This window comes from Hydrogenophaga sp. (assembly GCF_031426985.1).
In the GTDB taxonomy this organism is placed as follows: Bacteria; Pseudomonadota; Gammaproteobacteria; order Burkholderiales; family Burkholderiaceae_C; genus Hydrogenophaga.
Map to the genome: position 1 here is coordinate 23,240 of NZ_JASJOY010000052.1, position 19,341 is coordinate 42,580.

Here is a 19,341-nt window from a genome sequence, read left to right on the forward strand (position 1 = left end):
CTCAACGCGGCTGCGCCTGAGCGGTCGGCAGGGCGCTGGTGACCAGCTCGCCCGTGCCTGCGGCCAGGTGAATCATGAACAGCGCCACGCGCTGCAACACCGGCGGCGTCCACAGCGCCTGCTGGCGCGGGAAGTCGTCCACCAGGCCGTTCATGTAGTGGTTGGTCAGGTCGGCAATGGCGTCCGGCGGATAGGTCGACAGGTCGGCCAGCAGCAGGGGCGCGCCCGACTGTGCAAGGGCCAGCCGACCCGGCACCGTGACGAGGAACGGCCCCGGCGCGCTGGTCAGCCGTTGGCGGACCGCCTTCTGGGTCAGCAGGCCGTTCTGCGCGCGCATCTTGAGCTGCTGCCCGAGATCGGAGGCATAGGCCACCTGGCCGGCATCGCGGACGCCTTCGTTGCCCGGGGTGACCGGGATGCAGAACACATTGACGTGCGGCTTGTCCCCGCTCGCCACCAGTCCCGCGGCCGGCAGGGTCTGCAGGATGTGCAGCAGCTGCAGAAAACGCTGCCGGACAGCGGGCGTTTGCAGGTCGCTGGCGCTGCGCACCAGCACGTAGGTGTAGGCACCGAAATCGGCAATCTCGCCATCGAAGCGGCTGAAGAGTTCGTACGCGTGGCTGCGGATTTCGAGACGCAACATGGCAGCAGAGGGGGCGGGCGCGATGCCCGCCATGCCCATGCCGCTGGCGGTGGCAACGTCGAGATCGGGCTCGGGGGCTTGACCGTAGGCCTGCTGGTAGGCCAGTTCCCAGGCCTGCCGGGCGTGTTCGTGTGCGCGCTCGGCGGCGGACTGCAGCTGCACCGCTGCCGCCTGCACAGCACGGCTGGCCGCCGTGGTTTCGGTCACCGCCGGCCCCAGCGTGCTGGCCATGGGCTGCATGCGAACGTTCAGCGATTGCCGCCGGGTCAACAGCGGTGCCAGCTGTTCGCGCAAGGAAGCGGGCGACTGCCGCCATTGATCCACCGCCTGCGCCAGTTGGGCCTGGGTGTCGGTCATGCGTGCGGTCAGCCCGCGCCGCTCGGCCAGAAGACCCGCGCAGCTGGCGTCCACGCAATCGCTCAAGGGGGATGCGGTGCTGAGGTCGATGTACGCGGCCGCGTCCTGCAGGCGTTCCAGTTCAGCGGTCAGGCGCTCCAGGTTCACGCGGTTGGGCGTCAGCGGTCCGGTCAGCACCGCGGTCGGCGCGCCACTGCGCGCGGGCAGGCCTGTGCCCGCCAGGGCCTGTTCCAGGCGCTTGAGCGGCTCGTCGCTCGCGATGGTCGGCGCCGCACCGGCGGGCTCCACCAGACCGGCCTGTGTGGCGGCCAAAAACGCTTCCGACGTTGCTTGCCAGCGTGTGCGCAAGGCCGCGAGCTGCGGCGCCAGATCCCGCGCCAGGTCCACGGCCTCCTGCGCGTGGTCCTGGGTGCCCTGGATGGCCCAATGGGCCGAAAGGGTGTCGCCTGCGCAGACGCGAGCCTGCTCGCTCACCGCCCGGTGCCGTTCTGCAAACGCCATTTCGGCGGCCCGGCGCTGCTGGAAGGCCAGGTCGGCGAGGTGCGCCGCGGGGGCCAGTCCGCCGCCCTCGGCCGATGCGACGGCCCGCACGGCCGCCTGCGACCGGGTCACGGCCTGGGCCCGTGCCGCCAGGGCCGCGTTGTTCGCGGCCAGGCGTTGCTGCAACGGTGGCAGGCAGTCGCGGGCCTGTTCGAACGCTGTGCGTCCGCGTTCGTCCGCCCTCAGATAGCCCTGCCAGGCGATCAGTGCGTCGCGGCCGGCTTGCGCCAGGCGGTCGGCGGCGGCGCGCGTGTCGCCGGCCTGTTCCTCAAGTCCGGCCAGCCGCTCCATGGTCTGCTGGGCGTCGCGCACCTGGCGGACCAAGGCGGGATCGGGCGTTGCCGGCTGGGCCGCGAAGGCGGGCGCCGCGACCCACAGGCACAGCGATCCCGCGAGCGCGATCCAGCCGCTCCGCAGGCCGCGGGCAGGCAGACAAGCGACCGGCCAGTGAAGCGCGTGTTTCACATCGGACTCCTGACCAGGGTGCGTGAGGCCACACGCCTTCGCCACAGGCGCAGCAGGGCTTCCACCAGCAAGGCCATGGCCAGGCCCCACAACAGGGCCGCCGTGACCGCGGTGCCCGGGCTGCTGTCGGCCCAGTTGGGCAGGGCCCTGGCGAGCAGGGTCCGCACGGCCAGCGCGACCACGATCACTACCGTCGCCACGCGCGCCACGCACCAGAACACATGGCCCGCCACGCTGGTGGCCACCTCCAGCGAGGGCGGCCAGGGCGGTTCGTCGTCCAGCGACGACGGTGGCGAGGTGGCCACCTCCAGCGGCGGCATGTCGGGTTCGGCATCGGGCTTGGCGCGGCCCTGGGTCACGCCCTTGAGCAGTTGCTCCCTGGCCTGCGCCCGGTCGGGCAGGCCCACGAGGTCGATGTAGACGATCTGCGCCAGCAGGCCGCTGGGCTGGCACTCGCGCACGCGCACCGGCAGCAGCCGCCCGGTGCGACCGGTCGGGTCCTGGGCAAAGGCCGCGGCCCATTCCGGCGCGGTGAACCGGGAGGCCAGGAAGTCGGGCGAGAGCACGACGATGGTGCGCTGCGCGGCCTCCACCGCGCGTTGCATGTCGAGCACGAAGTTGCCACCCTGGCGGAAGTCCCAGGCCTGGATCACCACCTGGAAACCCGCGGCCTCCAGCTGCCAGGCGATCCATTCGGCCCAGCCCTTGTCGGCCTGGTTGTAGCTGATGAAGAAGTCCTTCATGGAACCGCCGTGCCGTGCTGAACGGTCAAGGTCAGGCGGTGCGCCTGACTTTGACCGAGTAGTTCCCCATCCCGTTGGCCTTGTTGTAGTGCCGCACCTGCGCGTAGTAGGTGCCCGGCAGCAGGTTCCGGCGGATGGATGCGTTGGTGCCCACGCCGCTGTCGTCGTCCTCGGCGATCACGGCGGTCGGGCTGTCGGGGCCGAAGAGCTTCATCACCACATCGGTCGGCCCGCGCGTGTCCACGATGTGCGTGCCGCCGGTCCTGACCTGGAAACGGAACAGGTCCTCTTCGCCCGCCTGGCCGATGGCCGCCGCCGTGCGGCGCGTGGCGTCGACCACGAGTTCGGTCGCATCGGCGATGGTGGGCGCGGCTTTCGGGTAGGCCCGTGCGCTGGCGATGAAGGCCTTGTCCATGGCCGAGAGCACCTCGTTGGCGTGCGTGCCCTGGCCGCTTTGCACCCAGCTGCCCGGGAAGGCGTAGAGCATGATGGAGTCGGGGTCGAAGCTGGTGCCGTTGAGCTGGTCGGCCCGGTACTTGTTGAGCACGTTGTGGCGGATCTGCGCCTCGTTCCAGCTGTTGGGTGGGCCGCTGAGGTCGCGGATCACGGCGGCCTCGTTCCACTGCATGCCGCCGGCCGGGTTCTGGTGTTCGTGCGCCAGGCCGATGGCGTGGCCGAACTCGTGCGCCGTGGTGCCGCCGTCCATGAAACCCAGGTTCATGGTGGGCTGGTCCAGCGGGATGCTGCGGTTGTCGGTGCCCACGTAGGACCAGGCGCCGTTGTTGGGGTCGAAGGCGATGCGGATCTCGGCGTCGGCTGCGTTGTTGAAATCGAAGCGCAGGTTGGCGTGCACCGTCCACCAGCCGGCCTGCTCTTTCACCTTGGCCTGCTGCGCGGCCGTGCCCCCCAGAAAGCGCACGCGCAGCGTGCTGCCGTTCATCCAGAGTTTGCCGATGGGGCTGATGGCACGCGTGCGGCCGCGGCTGCGCAGCGTTTGCTGCGGCTGCATCAGCTCGGCCGGCAGCACACGTTCGGTGCAGATGTGGAGCATCTTGGGCATGGGGTCCTCCTGTGGGTGGTGGTGAAAGACGGGGTCAGGGGCGGCGCACCAGCCGCAGCGGCGTGTGGGCCTGGTCGCCGTTGCTCCAGAGCTGGCCGGTCAGCTCGCGGCCGTCGGCGCTGAGCGTGAGGGTGAGGGCGCCGGTGTCCAGCGGGCCGTGGCCTTCGGCGCTGTGCACGTTGACCGGGATCTGCAGCCGCCCGTTGGCCCACTGGCCGGCGCCGCTGTAGCGGATGTGGTCGAACACCGTGCCCTGTTCGCGCAGGCGCTGCGCATAGGCCTGCCATTCGGGGTACCAGGCCACCGGGATGGCATCGGTCTGCAGCGCCGCGTCGGCGCCGTTCACGCTGATCTGCACCCGGGTGCGGTGGCCCGCCGCGTCCACCGCCCACCACACGCCGGCGGCATCGGTGGGCGCGCTGGGCGGGGTGGTGGCCGCGGCCCGGGGCGCCAGGGCGTTCGTTTCACCGCCGGGGGCAGGGCTGTCGTCGGGGTTCAGCAGGCCGATGAGCAGCAGCGCCGCCACCAGCACCGCCACGGCGGCGGCGCCGAGCTTGAGCCAGCGCTGCACGCCGTGGCCCGTGGTGGTGGACGAGAGCAGCGGCTGGATCGCGGGTGGCGGCGTGGCGGGCACATGGATGCGGTGCGTCTGGAGGTCGTCCACGATGCGCTGCAGGTCGGCGTTCCAGTCGTCGGTGCGCAGCGGGCGGGCATGGGTTTCGCCCAGGAACCGCAGCGGTGGTGGCAGCAGATGCCCGGCGGGCATGGGCATGCCCTCGGTCAGCAGCGGCAGGATCACCGCGCCGTTGTGGTGCGCCGTCAGCAATTCGTTGCGGATCGGGTCGTCCTCGCGGTCGATGCGGCGCCCGCCCTCCGGGTGCTGGGCGTCCAGCAGGTCGGGGGTGATCAGCACCAGCACCACCGGCTGTGAACCCAGCGTGGCGGTGATCGCGTCGCGCCAGGAGCTGCCGCCCACCAGGTCCTGCTTGTCGTAGAACACCAGCTGTTCGCCAAAGCGCTCGTTCAGGTCGGCCGCCAGCCGCGCCGCATCCTTCTTGCCGTCGGACGACCGGTAGCTGATGAAGATGCGGTTCATGGCGGCCTCAGGTGTTCAGCCTCGAACCTCTGCTCAGCCCGTGCGGCCGGCCGCCCAGGCCGCCAGCCGGGCCTGCAGTTGCTGGGCGGCGCGTGCCTGTGCGTCCTGCCCGTCCAGCCAGGGCCGCAGCACAAACCCCGCCTGGTCGGCCACCGACGCCCACATCCACGCCGTGCCGGCGCGCTGGTGCAGGTCTTCGTACACCGCCAGCACGGCGGGCAGCTGCTGCGCCAGCTGACCGGCGGCCAGCGCCTCCAGGGTGGCCAGCTCGGGCAGGCCGACCACGCTCCAGAAGTCGGGCGCGTCGCGGCGCCGGGTCTCCAGCGTCTGGCGGATGTCGGCCACGTCCTGGGCGTCGAAACCGCTCCAGCCGGGCTGGCCGGTCTGGGCCAGCAGCTCGGCCGCCAGGCGGTTGAGCGCGGGGTAGAACCAGTCGGGCGAGCCGGCGCCGCGCGCCAGCGCCTCGGCCTGCCGGTAGTGCGTGGCCATCTGCTGCACCGCCTGGGTGGCGGCACTGGCCTGTCCGGCCAGCAGTTCCAGCCGGTGCAGGCGCTTGTAGGCCGAGCCCAGCAGGCTTTCGCGCTCCAGCGTGGGGCAGACGGTCACCAGCGCCTGCAGCAGCCCGATGGCGGTCTGGATGTCGTCTCGGCCCTGCGCGATGCGTTGCGCCAGATCGGGGTCCTTCTTGCCGGCCCGGGGTGGCGGCGCCACCCGTTCCCAGGCCAGGCGCGCCAGCAGGTTGGCCAGCTGTTCGCTGCTCTTGACCGAGGCGCTGCCGTCGTTGGCGGCCACCGCGCGGCGGTACCAGCGCACCGCGTTGTCCAGGTCGCGCGCGGCGGCGCAGGCCACACCAAAGGCTTCGGCCACCGCGCCCATGTCGCCCCAGTCCACCTCGAAACGCGCTTCCAGGTAGCGGATTTTTTCGCGCTGGCGCGCATCGGGCGCCCCCTGTGTGGTGCTTTCCACCGCCAGGGTTTCCAGCGCCAGCGCCAGCGCCACCGGCGAGGCGATGCCCGCGTAGTCGGCCCCCACCGGTTTGGGCATGCGGTTGAGGTCGCGCTGGTCGGGTTGCCACACCCATTCCGGGTCGCCGTAGCACTGGTAGGCGGCCCAGGTGTTGCCCAGCGGGTTGGCTTCCCAAGCGGCCACGCGGGCGTTGTGCACCGCGTCCATGAAGCGGTCGCCCCGCAGCAGGGCTTGGTAGAAGGCGCCGGCAAAGCGGTTGGCGGCCTCGTCCTCCACCGCCCAGCCGGCCGCCACCACGCAGCGCACGCCGATGCGGATCAGCTGCTTGGCCACGCCGGCCGCAAAGGCCGCGCGGTCGTAGCCCTGCAGCAGGTGGCGCGGGTCGGCCGCCAGGTGGCAGCAGTTGAGGAAGACCAGCTCGGGCACCACGCGCATGGCTTCCACCTCGCGCGGGCCGAGGAAGGTGCCGTCGCTGAGCACCACGCCGCGCATCTGGGGGGGCTTGTCGTCTTCGATCAGCTCGGGCTCGCCGTGGCCGGCGATGTGCACGATGCGGTAGGGCTGCGCCAGCAGGGCGTTGATGACGCTGGCCGCGTCGGCACCCGGCAGGCCGTCTTCGGCAATCAGCGTGTGCACCCGCTCGGCACTCAGGCCGGTGGGGCCGACCAGCGCCTCGGCCACCGCCAGCGCTTCGCTGCGCGCGGCGGGCAGGGGCGGGTAGAGCGTGGCGTCGCACAGCGGCTCGCCGATCACCAGCACCGCGTCTTCGGCGCGCGCGTCGCTCACCTGCGCGCGGAACTGCACCGTGCGCAGCTTGCGCAGCAGCCGGTTGCGGATCGCCCAGGGCTTGCGCGCTTCGCTGCGGCCGTCGTTGGGGGCGTCCAGCAGTTCCCAGGGGATGCCGGCGGTGCCGTCGTTGAGTTCGAGCAGCAGCTCGGTGCTGCCGCGCAGGCTGGTTTCCATCTCCACCGGCACCAGCAGCTGGAACAGGGTGCGGCCGATCTGCGGGTCGCGGTTGGCGTCGTTGCTGGCGCGGCGCACCAGCTCGCTCACCAGGCGCGCCTGGGTCGGCTGCACCCGCGCTTCCGATCGGGCGCGCTGCGTGTCCAGCGTGTAGGTGATGGTGGGTTCGCCGGCCTCGTTCTTTTCCGAAATGGCGCTGATGAAGTCGTGCCCGGTGCCGCGGTAGCCGCTCTCCAGCGGGCGGCGCAACGGGCCGACGCCGGACACCACCGTGGGCGTGAGGCTGAACTGTTCGGGCGCGGCCAGCGCCAGCAACTGCAGTGCGCCCCAGGCTTCGGTGGCGCGGTCCAGGTAGAGCTCGATCAGGTGCAGGTGCGCCACCGTGGGCCAGCCGCCGGCTTCGAGTTTTTCATTGGCCTCGCGCACGCCCTGGGCCAGCGCGTGGGCCGAACTGCCCACGCTCACGCCGATGCCGCCGCTGCCGATGAGGGTGGCGGTCAGCTCGAACGTGCTCTGCCCCTGGCCAGGGACCTCGGCCACGCGCTGCGCCCAGGCCAGTGTGGCCTGGCGCACGGTCTGCACCAGGTCGGCGCTGTGCAGCTTGCCTTCTTCGCCCAGCCCCACCACCACCACGTTGGCCGGGCGCGGCAGGGCCAGGGGGCTGTCCGGGTCCTGCCGGTGGTTGATGAAGAACTGGTGCGTGCCCGGTGCCTCGGGGTACAGGCCCAGGGCGAGCGATGCGCCCATGGCGCCGCCGATGAAACGGTCCACCACCGCTTCGGTGCCGGTGAGGGTGGAGGCGCCGTAGTGCCCCACCATCAGCGTCTTGCTGACGAACTTGAGGTTGCCGTTGTGCACGCTCAGGCGCAGCGCGGCGCCGGCGCTGCGGGCGGTGGCCGGCGGGGGCTCGTCCGCGTCGAGGCGGAACACGTCCATCAGCTCGACCGGGGGGCGCAGGCCCGCGGTGCGCTCGCGTGCCGGGCGGCTGCGCACCAGCGCGGCGGCGGCCGAGGGGGCGCCGCGTGTGACCGCCAGCGGCCGCAGGCGTTCGGTGTCGCCCAGGTTGAGCAGGTCGCGGTAGGCCTCGAAGGCGTTGTCGGCGTCGGCCAGATCACCGTGTTCGCAGTCCAGCGTCCAGGTCTTCACACCGGGCAGCAAGGCGCTGTCGCGGGTGACGCGGCCGTCGCCGTCGTCGGGCGCGTCCAGGTAGAACAGGCCTTCGCGGGCGTTGAGTTCAAAGCCGGCGGGCGTGAAACGGGCCTTGCCCACCACCAGCAGCAGGCGGTCGGCAAAGGCCTGGAGCGTTCCGTCGCGCTGGGCGTCCAGCCGGCGGCGCAGGGCCACGGCCTGGTCCAGCACCGCCTGGGTGGGCACGCCCCAGCGGTAGACGCTGCGCTGCGCTTCCTCGTTGTGCCAGCGGTTGGCGTCATCCAGCAGTTGCGCGTCCTGCTCGGCCAGCGCCCGCCAGCGTTCGCTGCGGTCCAGGCCCAGCTGGGCATCGAGCAGGCCGGCCTGCAGCTGGATGAAGCCGGGCATGTCGGCCATGAGCTGGCGCGCCTGCTGGTCGCGAAACGGCAGGCCGAAGGTCGCCAGCGTGTTGCCAAAACGGTCGTCGCCCGAGAGCACCTGCATGGGCGCGTAGGAGCCTCCGTTGGGCGTGCCCAGCATCAGCAGGCGCGAGCCGCTGCGCTGCAGCCAGCGCTGCCACACCTGGGGCTGCTCCAGCTGCACCGTGCGCGCCACCAGCCCGCCCATGGAATGCGCCAGCAGGTGCACCGGCTGGCCGGTGGCGTCGCGCGCGCTCAGGGCCTGGTCCAGCACGCCGGCCAGGCGGCGCGCTTCCTGCTCGATGGGGCGGCGCCAGTCGAAGGAAAACTCGATCACCTCGTGCGTGGTCGAGAGGAAGTCGGCCAGGTCGTCGTAGCTGCGGCCCATGGCGCCATCGGGCTGCACGTTGGTGGCGTCCGGTCGCCAGGCGATCCGTTCCAGCCCGCCCAGGATGCGCAGGCTCAGCCACACGCGTTTGCCGTCCACCGCCAGGTGGCTGCCCAGGATGCCCGGGATCATGATCACCGCCGGCCGCTCGGCCGCGGGCCGGGCGTCGCGTGTGCGCGGGGTGCCGCGCAGGCCGTCGGCCGAACTGCCGGCCCACGACATGGGCCCGATCGGTCGGTACCCCGCGGGCTGTTCCTGCGTCAGGCCGTTGCACACCGCTTCGGCGGTGCGCGGGTTGCTGAAGTAGGCGAAGTGGGTGACGCCGCCGCCCTGGTCGAGCACGAAGCTGGCGGCCGCGTGCCCGCCGGCCGGCGCCCGCGGTGCGCCGCCGTACATCGACCGCGTCTGCACCACCAGGTCGTTGTCGGTCCAGTAGAAGGCGTCGGCCAGCAGGGTCTTGACCCAGGACATGACCGAGTCGCCCTCGATGTCGCCGGCCACCACGCGCAGCTGGCCGGGCAGGGGGGCATCGGCGCTGTGCAGCCACTGCACTAGCGGGCTGTCGGGCACCATGGATTCGAGACCGGGCAGCAGGCTCGGGTCGGTGCGCTGGCTGGCGACGGCACCGATGAAGTCCAGCAAGGCCGGCGCGACCGGAATGCCGGCCAGCTCCAGCGACCACTTGAGCACGGAGACGTACGCGTCCAGCCGCTTGGACGCGAGCAGCGTGCCGCGCGCCGGGCAGGCCACGCGCACCACGCGCACCACGCGGATGTCGCGGCCCCGCACGGCGTCGGCCAGGTCGCGCAGGGCTTTGTGCTGGTCTTTGTAGGCCGGGTCCTTGAAGGCGCTCAGCTCGGCCGGGTCCAGATCGGGCTGGGCGCAGACCCGGGCCAGCACCTCGGCCACCAGGCCGCCGCGCGAGTGGGTGAGCAGGTGCACGCGGGCGCCGTCGGGCAGCTTCTGCGCCAGCAGCAGCGCGTTCTGGATGGGGCTGGCCATCAGCGTGGGGTGGTCCAGGCCGTAGACGCGGTTGCCGTAGTGGGCAAACAGTTCGCGCACCTTTTGCGGGTGTTGCTGCCACAGCTTGCCGAAGGTGCCGTGCGTTTCAGAAAAGGTGCCGTGCAACAGCACCAGCATCGGCGCGCCCGGCGCGGCGGGCGGGATGTGGTCGAGCTTCTGGCCGCTGCCCTTGAGCGGCGCGTTCAGCCCGTCGGCGCGCAGCGCGTACACCCCGGCGTCGACCTGGCCGTCGAAGCGTTCGCCGATCTTGCGGGCCGTGAGTTGGGCCGCCGGTTCGGTGAACAGGCCGGTGACGATTTCGATGCCGGTGAGCAGGGCCTGCCCCAGCCGGCCGCGCGAGGCCCCCCCGCGGGTGGCGCCCGACGGTTCCGCTCCCTGCCACAGCAGCTGGGCGGGCACCTCGACATCGGTGGGGGCGGCAGCACCGCGGGTGGCGGACCGGTGGGCGGCGCCCGCCTGGGCCTGCATCAGGTCGCGCGCGGTTTCCGGGTGCAGCAGCAGCGACGGGCCGTTGCTGATGTGCAGCAGCACCGTGTCCTGCCCCGGGCGGGCGACCAGGCGCACCACCGCGTTGCCGCTGCTGCGGCGGGCGCCGAGCTGCACTTTCTGTGTGACCCGGCCGCGCCCGCCAAAGCCACCGCCCACCGCCGTGGGCGCGGGGCCGCCGCGTGTGGCCGCCGCGACCGGCAGGGACTGCCCTTGCACCGTGAAGGTGATGGGCTGAGCAGAGGTGTGGTGTTCCATGGTTCAGCCGCTTTCAGGGTGGGGTGCCGTCTGGCGGGGGCGATCGGCAGGGTTCAGCGCGGGGTGGTGGTTTTGCGCGCCGCCGGCCGCGTGGTCTTTTTGGCGGGGGCCTTGCGGGGGGCGGCCGTCTTTTTGGCCGCAGCGCTGCGCGCCGTCGGGGCGGGCGGCGCGGCTCGGGCACGGCTGGCGCGCTTGGCGGGCGGGGTGGCGGCGGTGCTGCGCTCGGCGCGCGACAGCACGGCTGGGCCGCTGCGGCTGGCGGGCGCGCGGGTCACAAAGTCGTTGCTGACCCAGCCTTCCAGGTCGGTCACGCCCACCACGGCCACCAGGCTCCAGCGGTCGCGGGGTTCGATCAGCAGCAGCTCGGCGCCCTGCTTGAGGGCAGGCGCGACCACCGGGAACTCGGCCCCCGGCCCGCTGCGGATGTTGAGCTTGCTGGCGGTGACCAGCAGGCGCGGCTGCACGTCGCCGCCGCGGCCCAGGGCGCGGGCGCGCACGGCCGCCAGCGGGAAGGCCGGGCCCGGGTCGGTCTTGCGACCGCGGGCGATGTCTTCGTGGCCCAGCACGTCGTCCAGCCGGTAATGCGCCACCAGCAGTTCGCACAGTTCCAGTGCGCGGGCGATCTGCGCTTCGGTGTAGGCGTGCCAGGGCTGGGCGCCGCCGCCGTGGCGGTGCGCGGCGACCAGCACCTCGTTTTCAGGGTAGTCCTTGCCGAACCACGAGACGAAACGCTCGCCTTCGCGGTGCAGCAGGCCGGCGTTGTCCATTTCGATGCCGATGGCGTGGTGGTTCAAGCCGTTGAGACCGTTCCACTGGCTCACGCCGGCGTGCCAGGTCACGCGGTTCAAAGGCGCGAGCTGCACGATGCGCCCGTCGCGCCCGAGCACGATGTGGGCCGACGCGTTGCCCTGGGGTTTCTGTGTGCACAGCGATTCCACCGAACTCTCCAGGTTGCGCCCGGCGGTGTAGTGCAGCACCACAAAGCGTGGTGACAGCGCACCGCCCACGTTGGGCGTCTGGCGGAAGCTGACGTTGTCGCCCACGAGCCGGTGGTTCTGGATGCTCAGCATGAGAAGGCCTCCTGACGGTGTGCGGCGGCAGGTCCCCCGCCGCGGCGGGATCAGCGCGTGAACGGCGTCTGCTTGAGGAACCCGGCCGCCGGGCCCAGCGTGAACAGGTTGGGCGATTGCGTGGGCGGCAGGCCCGCGCGCACCTGGGCATGGAAGACCGCGTGGCTGCCCTTGAAGGCGCCGTTGTTCCACACGCGCAGCACCTGTTCGGTGAAGGCGCCGTTGTGGTTGCCGTCCATCGAGAACTGGTTGTCCTGGCAGCCCGAGACGAGGATCACCGAGGGCTCGAACTTCTTGACGATGGCGGTCAGCCGCGTGCTGACGGCGACCTGGGCGATGGCGGTGTCCGGGTCGGTCACGCGACCGCCGGCGGCCTTGGCGATCTCGGCCTGCAGCTGGTCGTAAAAGGCCTTGTGCGCGTTGTAGACCCGCATGCCCACGGCCGGCGGCATGATGCGTGGGCGCTGCTCGGCCGTGCCGGGCGCCGGGCGCGCGGCGCGCACCACGGTGCCGCTGTGGCAGCTGTCGGACAGCACCAGCACTCGCACCCCTTTGCGAAAGCGGCTGAGCTCGAAATACAGCTCGTCATCGATCAGCTGGCCGTCGTAGAGGCACCAGGTTTCGTCGAGTTTGTCGGGTTCTTCACCGCTGGCGTCGGGCACCTGGCCACCGTGCCCGGAATAGGTGAGCCAGAACAGGTCACCGGCCTGCAAGGCCTTGGCTGCCTTGCGGATGGCGGCGAGCGCCGCCGAGCGCGTGCCTTTTTTCGTCAACAGCGAGGTGGGTTTGAAGCCCTGGGCCTGGGCGATGGCCGCCATGTCGTGGGCGTCGAACTCGCAGGCCGCCAGCGGCCCGGTCCAGCCGGCGTAGTGCGCGGCGCTGACTTCGTTGATGCCGATGTGCAGCGACAGGCCGGTGGCGGAGCGCTGCGGGGCGGACTTGGACGCGGTGGCCATGGGGGTTCCCTCCGTGTGCAGATCGAAGTGTGCGATCTGTCACGGATTCTGTGCCCATTGGCGGTCAAAAGTAAACAAGTGCCGCAAAGGGCTGGTCAGGTGCGCGTCCCCCAGCCTGGGGAAGCGCGGCGGCGCGACGGCGGGCCTTTGGGGGCCGGGGTTCAGCCCTGGAGCTGCTCGAACGGCGTGTGCTGCTTGACCAGGATGACGGTGCAGGGCGCGTCCATGGCGACCTTGATGGGCACGGTGGCCACGAAGCGCTGCATCTGCAGGCCGTGGGTGGCGGCGCCCATCACGATCATGCTCACGTGGTTGCCTTCGGCATAACGCACCAGGGCCTGGGCCACGTCGTTCGATTCGAGCACGTGATACGAGGTCTGGTGTCCCGCCAGGTCCAGCGGCTGCGCCCACTGTTTGAGCTGCGTGAGGTGCCGGCGGTGCACGCTGGTTTCGCTCTTGTCGCTGTGGGTGGTGCTGGTGTCGCCGGTCGAGATCACCGTCACCACGGCCAGCCGCGCACCGGGCCGTATGCCCAGTGAGCGCGCCACCGCCTGGCGCAGCGAGTACAGCGTGGCGTCGCTCACGTCGTGGTGCGGCACGGCCACCATCAGGATCGGCACTTCCTCGATCTGGTGGCTGGGCATAGGGCTGGGCTGGTAGTGCTTGCCCGCGGCCTTGAGCCAGCGCTTGAAGTGTTCTTTGAACCCGGTGCCCACGGTGCGCTCACCCCGCGCGGTGACGGTGATCTGGTCCGGGTTGGTGAGGTCCAGTGCCAGGTGGGCGGCCGACGGGTAGCGTTGCGCGGCTTCGGTTTCCAGGCAGCGCAGGATCACCTCCTGCAGCCAGGGGGGCAGGTCGGGGCGCAGCGCGCGTGGGGGCCGGGGGTCCATCCACAGGCGCTGGCGCAGGCCACCGTCGGTCTTGGGCGCGCCGAACGGCAGTTCGCCGGTGGCCAGTTCGTAGAGCATGACGCCGATGGCGAACACGTCGCTGCGCGGGTCGCCGCGCACGCCCACCACCTGCTCGGGTGCGATCCAGGCCGGCGAGCCGACCGCCTTGCGCAGCTCTTCGGCCAGCAGGTCGGGGTAGTGCGCGTGGCACGAGAGGCCGAAGTCGAGCAGCACGGCCGAACCATCGGGCTTGATCAGCACGTTGGCGGGTTTCAGGTCCAGGTGGCAGGTGTTCTGCCTGTGCAGGCTGTGCACCGCGTGCGCCATGGCAGCGCCCAGGCTGGCCAGGGTCGCGGGTGTCAGCGGGGTGTGGGGTTCGCCTGGTTCGGGCAGCCAGTGGTCCAGCGTCTGGCCCTGCACGTATTCCATGACCAGGTAGGGCACGTTGTGCAGGTCACCCGCGGCCACGAAGCGCGGCACATGCGGGCCGGTGAGCACTTGCAGCAGCTGGTGCTCGACCTCGAAGCTGACGATGTTCTCGGCCCCGTCGCCCGCGGTCATGCGCGGGATCTTCATCACCATCGGGAAACCCGGGTCGCGCGCGCCGTTGGCGTAGTGCACGCGGTAGATGTGGGCCATGCCTCCCGAGTGGAGGCACGCTTCGATCACGAACCCGTCCAGCGGGGTCCCGGGTTCCAGCAACTTCATCGACCTTCTTCCAGGCGTTGGGCGAAATATTCGGGCAGGCCGGCACGCCGCACCGCGGCGGCGGCGGCCATGTGGTCGTACGGTACGCGGTGGAAGCTCAGACGGGCCTGCGCCAGATCAAACAGGGCATACATGGCGCTGGGCTGGCCGTCGCGCGGCTGGCCGACGGAGCCGACGGTGGCGATCCACTGCCGGTGCGCAGGGGTGGGAATGGGCACCCCGGGGGTGGGGGCAAAAGCCATCAGGCCGCGCCCGCTGCCCTTGTAGTACAGGGTCTGTCGGTGGACGTGGCCACCGAACACGTAGCGCACCTGCGGGTCGGCCGTGGCGGCGTCCAGACTGGCCCCCGCACTGCGCTCGTCTTCGACGTAGCGCCACTTCTCGGGTGCGTCGGCGCTGGCGTGCACCAGCAGGCACGACTGCAGCCGCGCCGTCAGCGGCAGTGCGGTCAGGAACTGCCGGTGCTCGGTGGTCAACTGGTCGTGGGTCCAGCCGGCGGTGGCTTCGCCCAGGCGGTCGCTCTGGGCGGGGGGGTGCAGCGCCATCTCGTCGTGGTTGCCTTGCAGCACCACGGCGCCCTCGCTGGCCAGCTGCACCACGCGGTCCATGACGGGCGCCGGATCGCCACCATAGCCCACCAGATCGCCGAGCAGGGCGTACTGGGTGGCTCCTTGCCGTTGGGCGTGGTCCAGGCAGGCCTGCAGCGCCTGCAGGTTGGCGTGGATGTCGGAAAGCAGTGCCAGCTTCATGCTTGCCGCCTGTGATGTGTGGAAAGGATCAACCGTCGGGTGCCCGCCCGGGGCGGACGGCGGTCACAAGCCCAAGGCGCGCTTGAGTTCGGCGGCCGCCTTGTCGCCGGCCGCGATGGCGATCTTGGGCAACAGGGCCACCAGATCGTCGTAGCCGGACGCCGCTTCCACCGCCAGGTTCAGCTTGAAGCCCCGCAGGCCCAGTTTAGCGGTGATGCGCGTGGCCACCGGGTAGGCCCGCTGGTAGCGCTGCATGGGGGGCAGCTCATCAGCCGGCGCATGCGCTGCGGTGGAGGCCGGCTCAGCCTCCACGGCCGCTGGCACGGTGTCCACCACCGGCGGCGGGACTGTGGCAGCGCCAGCGGGCGCCACCAGCAAGCCCTTGACCACCAGGTCCTCGATGTCGGGTGCGCCAATGCCCAGGCCGAGGGTGGCTTTCAACACCTCGGCCAATGTGCGCTTGCCGTCGAAGAGCAGAAAAGCCGAACGCTGCCGGCTGCTCAGTTCCGCCGAGCGGGTTTTGAACGCGGTTTGTCCGGCCTCTGTTTTCTGGTAGATCAATGGCATGTATCTGTGGATGTGGGCACTTCCTGTCAGAGGCGGTGGTCAGGGCGTCGACTTATTTGGCCGGGGTTTCTGCGGGGGCCGGGGCAGCGGCTGCGGGCGCCGGTTCGCTGTGGGTGGTTTCTTCGATGCCGTGCTTTTCACCACCCATGTCGATGTCAGCATCGCTTTTCATGAGCATGAACAAGGCCAACGCGGCAAAGATGACGAAGCCAATAAAAATTTTGATCATGAGAGAGTCCTGGCTGGAAAAACAAACCCATGCCGGGGCATGGGTTTGAAGGAGAAAACCGCTCCCGAGTGGCCCCCGCCTGAGCGGGGTGCCACTCGGAATGACGATATCAGTCGTTGGCGTAGATGTCCACGTCCTTGGTTTCCTTGACGAAGATCATGCCGATGACGAAGGTCGCCGCGGCGATGATGATCGGGTACCAGAGGCCGTTGTACATGTTGCCGGTCTGCGCCACGATGGCGAAGGCGGTGGTGGGCAGCAGGCCACCGAACCAGCCGTTGCCGATGTGGTACGGCAGGGACATGGATGTGTAGCGGATGCGGGTCGGGAACATCTCCACCAGCATGGCGGCGATCGGGCCGTAGACCATGGTCACCAGGATCACCAGGTAGGTGAGGATGATGATGATGGTGAACTTGTCCACCTTGGCCGGGTCGGCCTTGGTCGGGTAGCCGGCGGCCTTGAGCGCAGCACTCAGGTTGGCGGTCAGGGTGGCGTCCTTGGCCGTCTTCTCGTCGGACAGGGCCTTCACCGCACCTTCAGCAGCCTTCAATGCCTTCGCGTCGGCGTTGCCGGCGGCGGTCAGGTCGGCCAGCTTCTTCTCGGCGCCGGCCTTGGCGGCTGCGATCTCGTCGGCGCTGGGCACCACGTTGATCACCTTGTCGCCGATCTTGATGGTGGCGGGGGTGCCGGCCGGAGCCACTTCGTTCTCGTAGCTCACCGAAGCGCCAGCCAGTTTCTGCTTGGCGATGTCGCACGAACTGGTGAACTTCTTGGTGCCGGTCGGGTTGAACTGGAACGAGCACTCGGCCGGGTTGGCGGCCACGACCACCTTGCTGGTTTGTTGCGCGGCGTGCAGGTCGGGGTTGGCGGCCTTGGTCAGCGCGGTGAAAACCGGGAAGTAGGTCAGCGCGCCCAGCAGGCAGCCGGCCATGATGATGGGCTTGCGGCCGATCTTGTCGGACAGGGCACCGAAGACCACGAAGAACGGGGTACCGATCACCAGCGACGCGGCGACCAGGATGTTGGCGGTGGAACCGTCGACCTTCAGCGATTGCGTCAGGAAGAACAGGGCGTAGAACTGACCGGTGTACCAGACCACGGCCTGGCCCATGACCAGACCCACCAGGGCCAGGATCACGATCTTGAGGTTCTTCCACTGGCCGAACGACTCGGACAGGGGGGCCTTGGAGGTCTTGCCTTCGGCCTTCATCTTCTGGAAAGCGGGCGACTCGTTCATGGACAGGCGGATCCAGACCGAGACGGCCAGCAGCAGGATGGAGACGATGAAGGGAACGCGCCAGCCCCAGTCGGCGAAGGCTTCTTCACCGATGATCGTGCGGGTGCCCAGGATCACCATCAGCGACAGGAACAGGCCCAGCGTGGCGGTGGTCTGGATCCAGGCGGTGTAGGCGCCGCGCTTGCCGTGCGGAGCGTGCTCGGCCACGTAGGTGGCTGCGCCGCCGTACTCGCCACCCAGCGCCAGACCCTGCAGCATGCGCAGGGCGATCAGGATGACCGGAGCGGCCACACCGATGGAGGCGTAGTTGGGCAGGATGCCCACGATGAAGGTGGCGCCGCCCATGATCAGGATGGTGACCAGGAAGGTGTACTTGCGGCCGATCATGTCGCCCAGACGGCCGAACACGATGGCGCCGAACGGACGCACGATGAAACCCGCAGCGAAGGCCAGCAGCGCGAAGATGAAGGCCGAGCCAGCATCCAGACCGCTGAAGAACTGCTTGGCAATGATGGCTGCCAGCGAACCGTACAGATAGAAGTCGTACCACTCGAACACCGTGCCGAGAGAAGACGCAAAGATCACTTTGCGTTCTTCAGGCGTCATCGGGCGGGCTGGGGTTGTCGCCATGAAATGTCTCCTGTTGTTGAAAGTTGAACGCCCGGATAGGCGTCTGGGGCGCGATTCTTTGAACGTCGCCTGACGGTGTTCTGACGAAAAAACGCCAACGGCCCGCTGGGGGCCGTTGTCTAGGGTTAGCCCCTATGAAATGGGCTTAGGTGTTTTCCCTGTGCGCTGCGCAGGCGCTCAGTAGATCAGCCGTTCGGGCCGGATTTCCTGCAGGATGGTGGTGGCGATTTCTTCGATCGACTTGGTCGTTGTCGAGAGCCAGCGGATGCCCTCGCGGCGCATCATGGCCTCGGCCTCGTTGACCTCGGCACGGCAGTTTTCCAGGCTGGCGTAGCGCGAGTTGGGCCGGCGCTCGTTGCGGATTTCGGAGAGCCGTTCCGGTGCGATGGTCAGACCGAAAATCTTCTTGCGGTGGGGCACCAGGGCCGGCGGCAGCTTGCGGCGATCAAAGTCCTCGGGGATCAGCGGGTAGTTGGACGCTTTGAGGCCGTGCTGCATCGCCAGATAGAGCGAGGTGGGCGTCTTGCCGCTGCGGCTCACGCCAACCAGGATCACGTCCGAGCCCTGCAGGTCCTTGTGGCTCTGGCCATCGTCGTGCATCAGCGAGAAGTTGATGGCCTCGATCCGGTCGTGGTATTCCTTGCTCTTGGAGGCGTCCGAGAAACGCCCCACCCGGTGGTTGGACTTGATGCCGAGTTCGTCCTCCAGCGGTTCGACGAAGGTGCCGAACATGTCCAGCATGACACCCTGGCAGTGTTCCTTGACCACGGCCAGCACATCCATGTTGACCACGGTCGCAAACACCAGCGGGCGCCGGCCTTCCACTTCGGCCGTGTGGTTGATCTGGCGCACCGCCTGGTGGGCCTTGTCCACGTTGTCCAGGAACGGCAGGCGCACGCGGCGCAGATCGATCTCGAACTGGTTGAGGATGGCGTTGCCGAAGGTTTCAGCGGTGATGCCGGTGCCGTCGGAGAGGAAAAAGACCGTTCTGTTGGGCATGGGGTGCTCGGGAACAAGAAATTTCAGGGGTGCACACAGTGGATTTCAACGCCACTGCCGGCCGGACTCGGTCGGCGCGCGGGGGTGCGACCCTACAATCCGTGCCGATGCGCGCGCAATCCATTATCCGGGTTGCCGCTGCCCCCAGATTGCTGCCCTTGACCCGGTGCGGGACCCATAACAGAACCACAGGTCCGGATTCGGTGCGCGGAGCCCCCGGTTTTTTAACCTCAGGAGTCTTCCCATGTCCCAACTGTTTGGCGCGACCGATCTGGTCGTCCCTTTCGAAAAACTGCGCATGAGCGATGTCGAGGCCGTCGGCGGCAAAAACGCCAGCCTCGGCGAGATGATCTCGCAGCTGCCGCAAGGCGTGAAGGTGCCGACCGGCTTTGCCACTACGGCGCACGCCTTCCGCGAATTCCTCAAGTTCGACGGCCTGACCGAGCGCATCAACGCCCGCCTGGACGCACTGGACACCGAGGACGTGCGCGCCCTGGCCGAAGCCGGGGCCGAGATCCGCGCCATGGTCGAGAACCAGCCGTTCCCGGCCGACCTCGAGAAGGCGATCCGCGACGCTTTCGTCACCCTGGTCGGCGGCAATGACAAGGCCACCTTTGCCGTGCGCTCCTCGGCCACGGCCGAAGACCTGCCCGACGCTTCGTTCGCCGGCCAGCAGGAAACCTTCCTGAACGTGCACGGCATCGACGAGGTGTTGCACAAGATGAAGGAGGTGTTCGCCTCCCTCTACAACGACCGCGCCATCAGCTA

14 protein-coding genes are annotated in these 19,341 nt (G+C 69.6%); 1 reads left to right on the plus strand and 13 read right to left on the minus strand.

The genetic code is table 11. The annotated features are described in order from the left end of the window. Window position 1 precedes the first annotated feature (1 nt). The 13 genes from RMP09_RS07395 to RMP09_RS07455 all read right to left on the minus strand — a co-directional run bounded on the left by RMP09_RS07395 (window position 2) and on the right by RMP09_RS07455 (window position 18,573). A complete protein-coding gene (locus RMP09_RS07395) occupies window positions 2-2,005 on the minus strand; it encodes a hypothetical protein (protein WP_310565328.1) in 2,004 nt (667 codons plus the stop codon). After that, a complete protein-coding gene (locus tag RMP09_RS07400) occupies window positions 2,002-2,748 on the minus strand; it encodes a toll/interleukin-1 receptor domain-containing protein (protein WP_310565329.1) in 747 nt (248 codons plus the stop codon). The genes RMP09_RS07395 and RMP09_RS07400 overlap by 4 nt, the downstream gene beginning before the upstream one ends. 31 nt (window positions 2,749-2,779) lie before the next feature. Beyond that, window positions 2,780-3,808, minus strand: coding sequence for a M12 family metallopeptidase (locus RMP09_RS07405; protein ID WP_310565330.1), 1,029 nt, complete (start codon window positions 3,806-3,808; stop codon window positions 2,780-2,782). A 34-nt stretch (window positions 3,809-3,842) separates the two neighbouring features. Then, window positions 3,843-4,904 carry a toll/interleukin-1 receptor domain-containing protein gene (locus tag RMP09_RS07410; protein WP_310565331.1) on the minus strand — a complete coding sequence of 354 codons (1,062 nt, stop codon included), beginning with the start codon at window positions 4,902-4,904 and terminating at the stop codon, window positions 3,843-3,845. A gap of 33 nt (window positions 4,905-4,937) precedes the next feature. Then, window positions 4,938-10,535, minus strand: coding sequence for a CHAT domain-containing protein (locus RMP09_RS07415; protein WP_310565332.1), 5,598 nt, complete (start codon window positions 10,533-10,535; stop codon window positions 4,938-4,940). Between the two features lie 53 nt (window positions 10,536-10,588). Then, window positions 10,589-11,605, minus strand: a complete 1,017-nt coding sequence (locus RMP09_RS07420) for an N-acetylmuramoyl-L-alanine amidase (RefSeq protein ID WP_310565333.1) — start codon at window positions 11,603-11,605, stop codon at window positions 10,589-10,591. Window positions 11,606-11,655: 50 nt separating this feature from the next. Beyond that, on the minus strand, window positions 11,656-12,561 hold the full coding sequence (locus RMP09_RS07425) for a caspase family protein (protein WP_310565334.1): 906 nt from the start codon (window positions 12,559-12,561) through the stop codon (window positions 11,656-11,658). A 161-nt stretch (window positions 12,562-12,722) separates the two neighbouring features. Further along, entirely contained in the window at window positions 12,723-14,159 is a 1,437-nt protein-coding gene (locus tag RMP09_RS07430) for a bifunctional serine/threonine-protein kinase/universal stress protein (protein WP_310565335.1), read from the minus strand. Then, the gene (locus RMP09_RS07435; RefSeq protein ID WP_310565336.1) at window positions 14,156-14,908 is read right to left on the minus strand and encodes a metallophosphoesterase family protein; all 753 of its coding nucleotides are present in this window, start codon (window positions 14,906-14,908) and stop codon (window positions 14,156-14,158) included. The genes RMP09_RS07430 and RMP09_RS07435 overlap by 4 nt, the downstream gene beginning before the upstream one ends. A 63-nt stretch (window positions 14,909-14,971) precedes the next feature. Next, entirely contained in the window at window positions 14,972-15,475 is a 504-nt protein-coding gene (locus RMP09_RS07440) for a hypothetical protein (RefSeq protein ID WP_310565337.1), read from the minus strand. A gap of 52 nt (window positions 15,476-15,527) precedes the next feature. Beyond that, window positions 15,528-15,704 carry a hypothetical protein gene (locus RMP09_RS07445; RefSeq protein WP_310565338.1) on the minus strand — a complete coding sequence of 59 codons (177 nt, stop codon included), beginning with the start codon at window positions 15,702-15,704 and terminating at the stop codon, window positions 15,528-15,530. Window positions 15,705-15,813: 109 nt separating this feature from the next. Further along, a complete protein-coding gene (locus tag RMP09_RS07450; RefSeq protein ID WP_310565339.1) occupies window positions 15,814-17,574 on the minus strand; it encodes an MFS transporter in 1,761 nt (586 codons plus the stop codon). A 177-nt stretch (window positions 17,575-17,751) separates the two neighbouring features. Further along, a complete protein-coding gene (locus tag RMP09_RS07455; RefSeq protein WP_310565340.1) occupies window positions 17,752-18,573 on the minus strand; it encodes a pyruvate, water dikinase regulatory protein in 822 nt (273 codons plus the stop codon). A 244-nt stretch (window positions 18,574-18,817) separates the two neighbouring features. Here RMP09_RS07455 and RMP09_RS07460 point away from each other — a divergent pair. Then, window positions 18,818-19,341 (plus strand): PEP/pyruvate-binding domain-containing protein (locus RMP09_RS07460; RefSeq protein WP_310565341.1); only part of this gene is annotated, 524 nt, incomplete at its 3' end.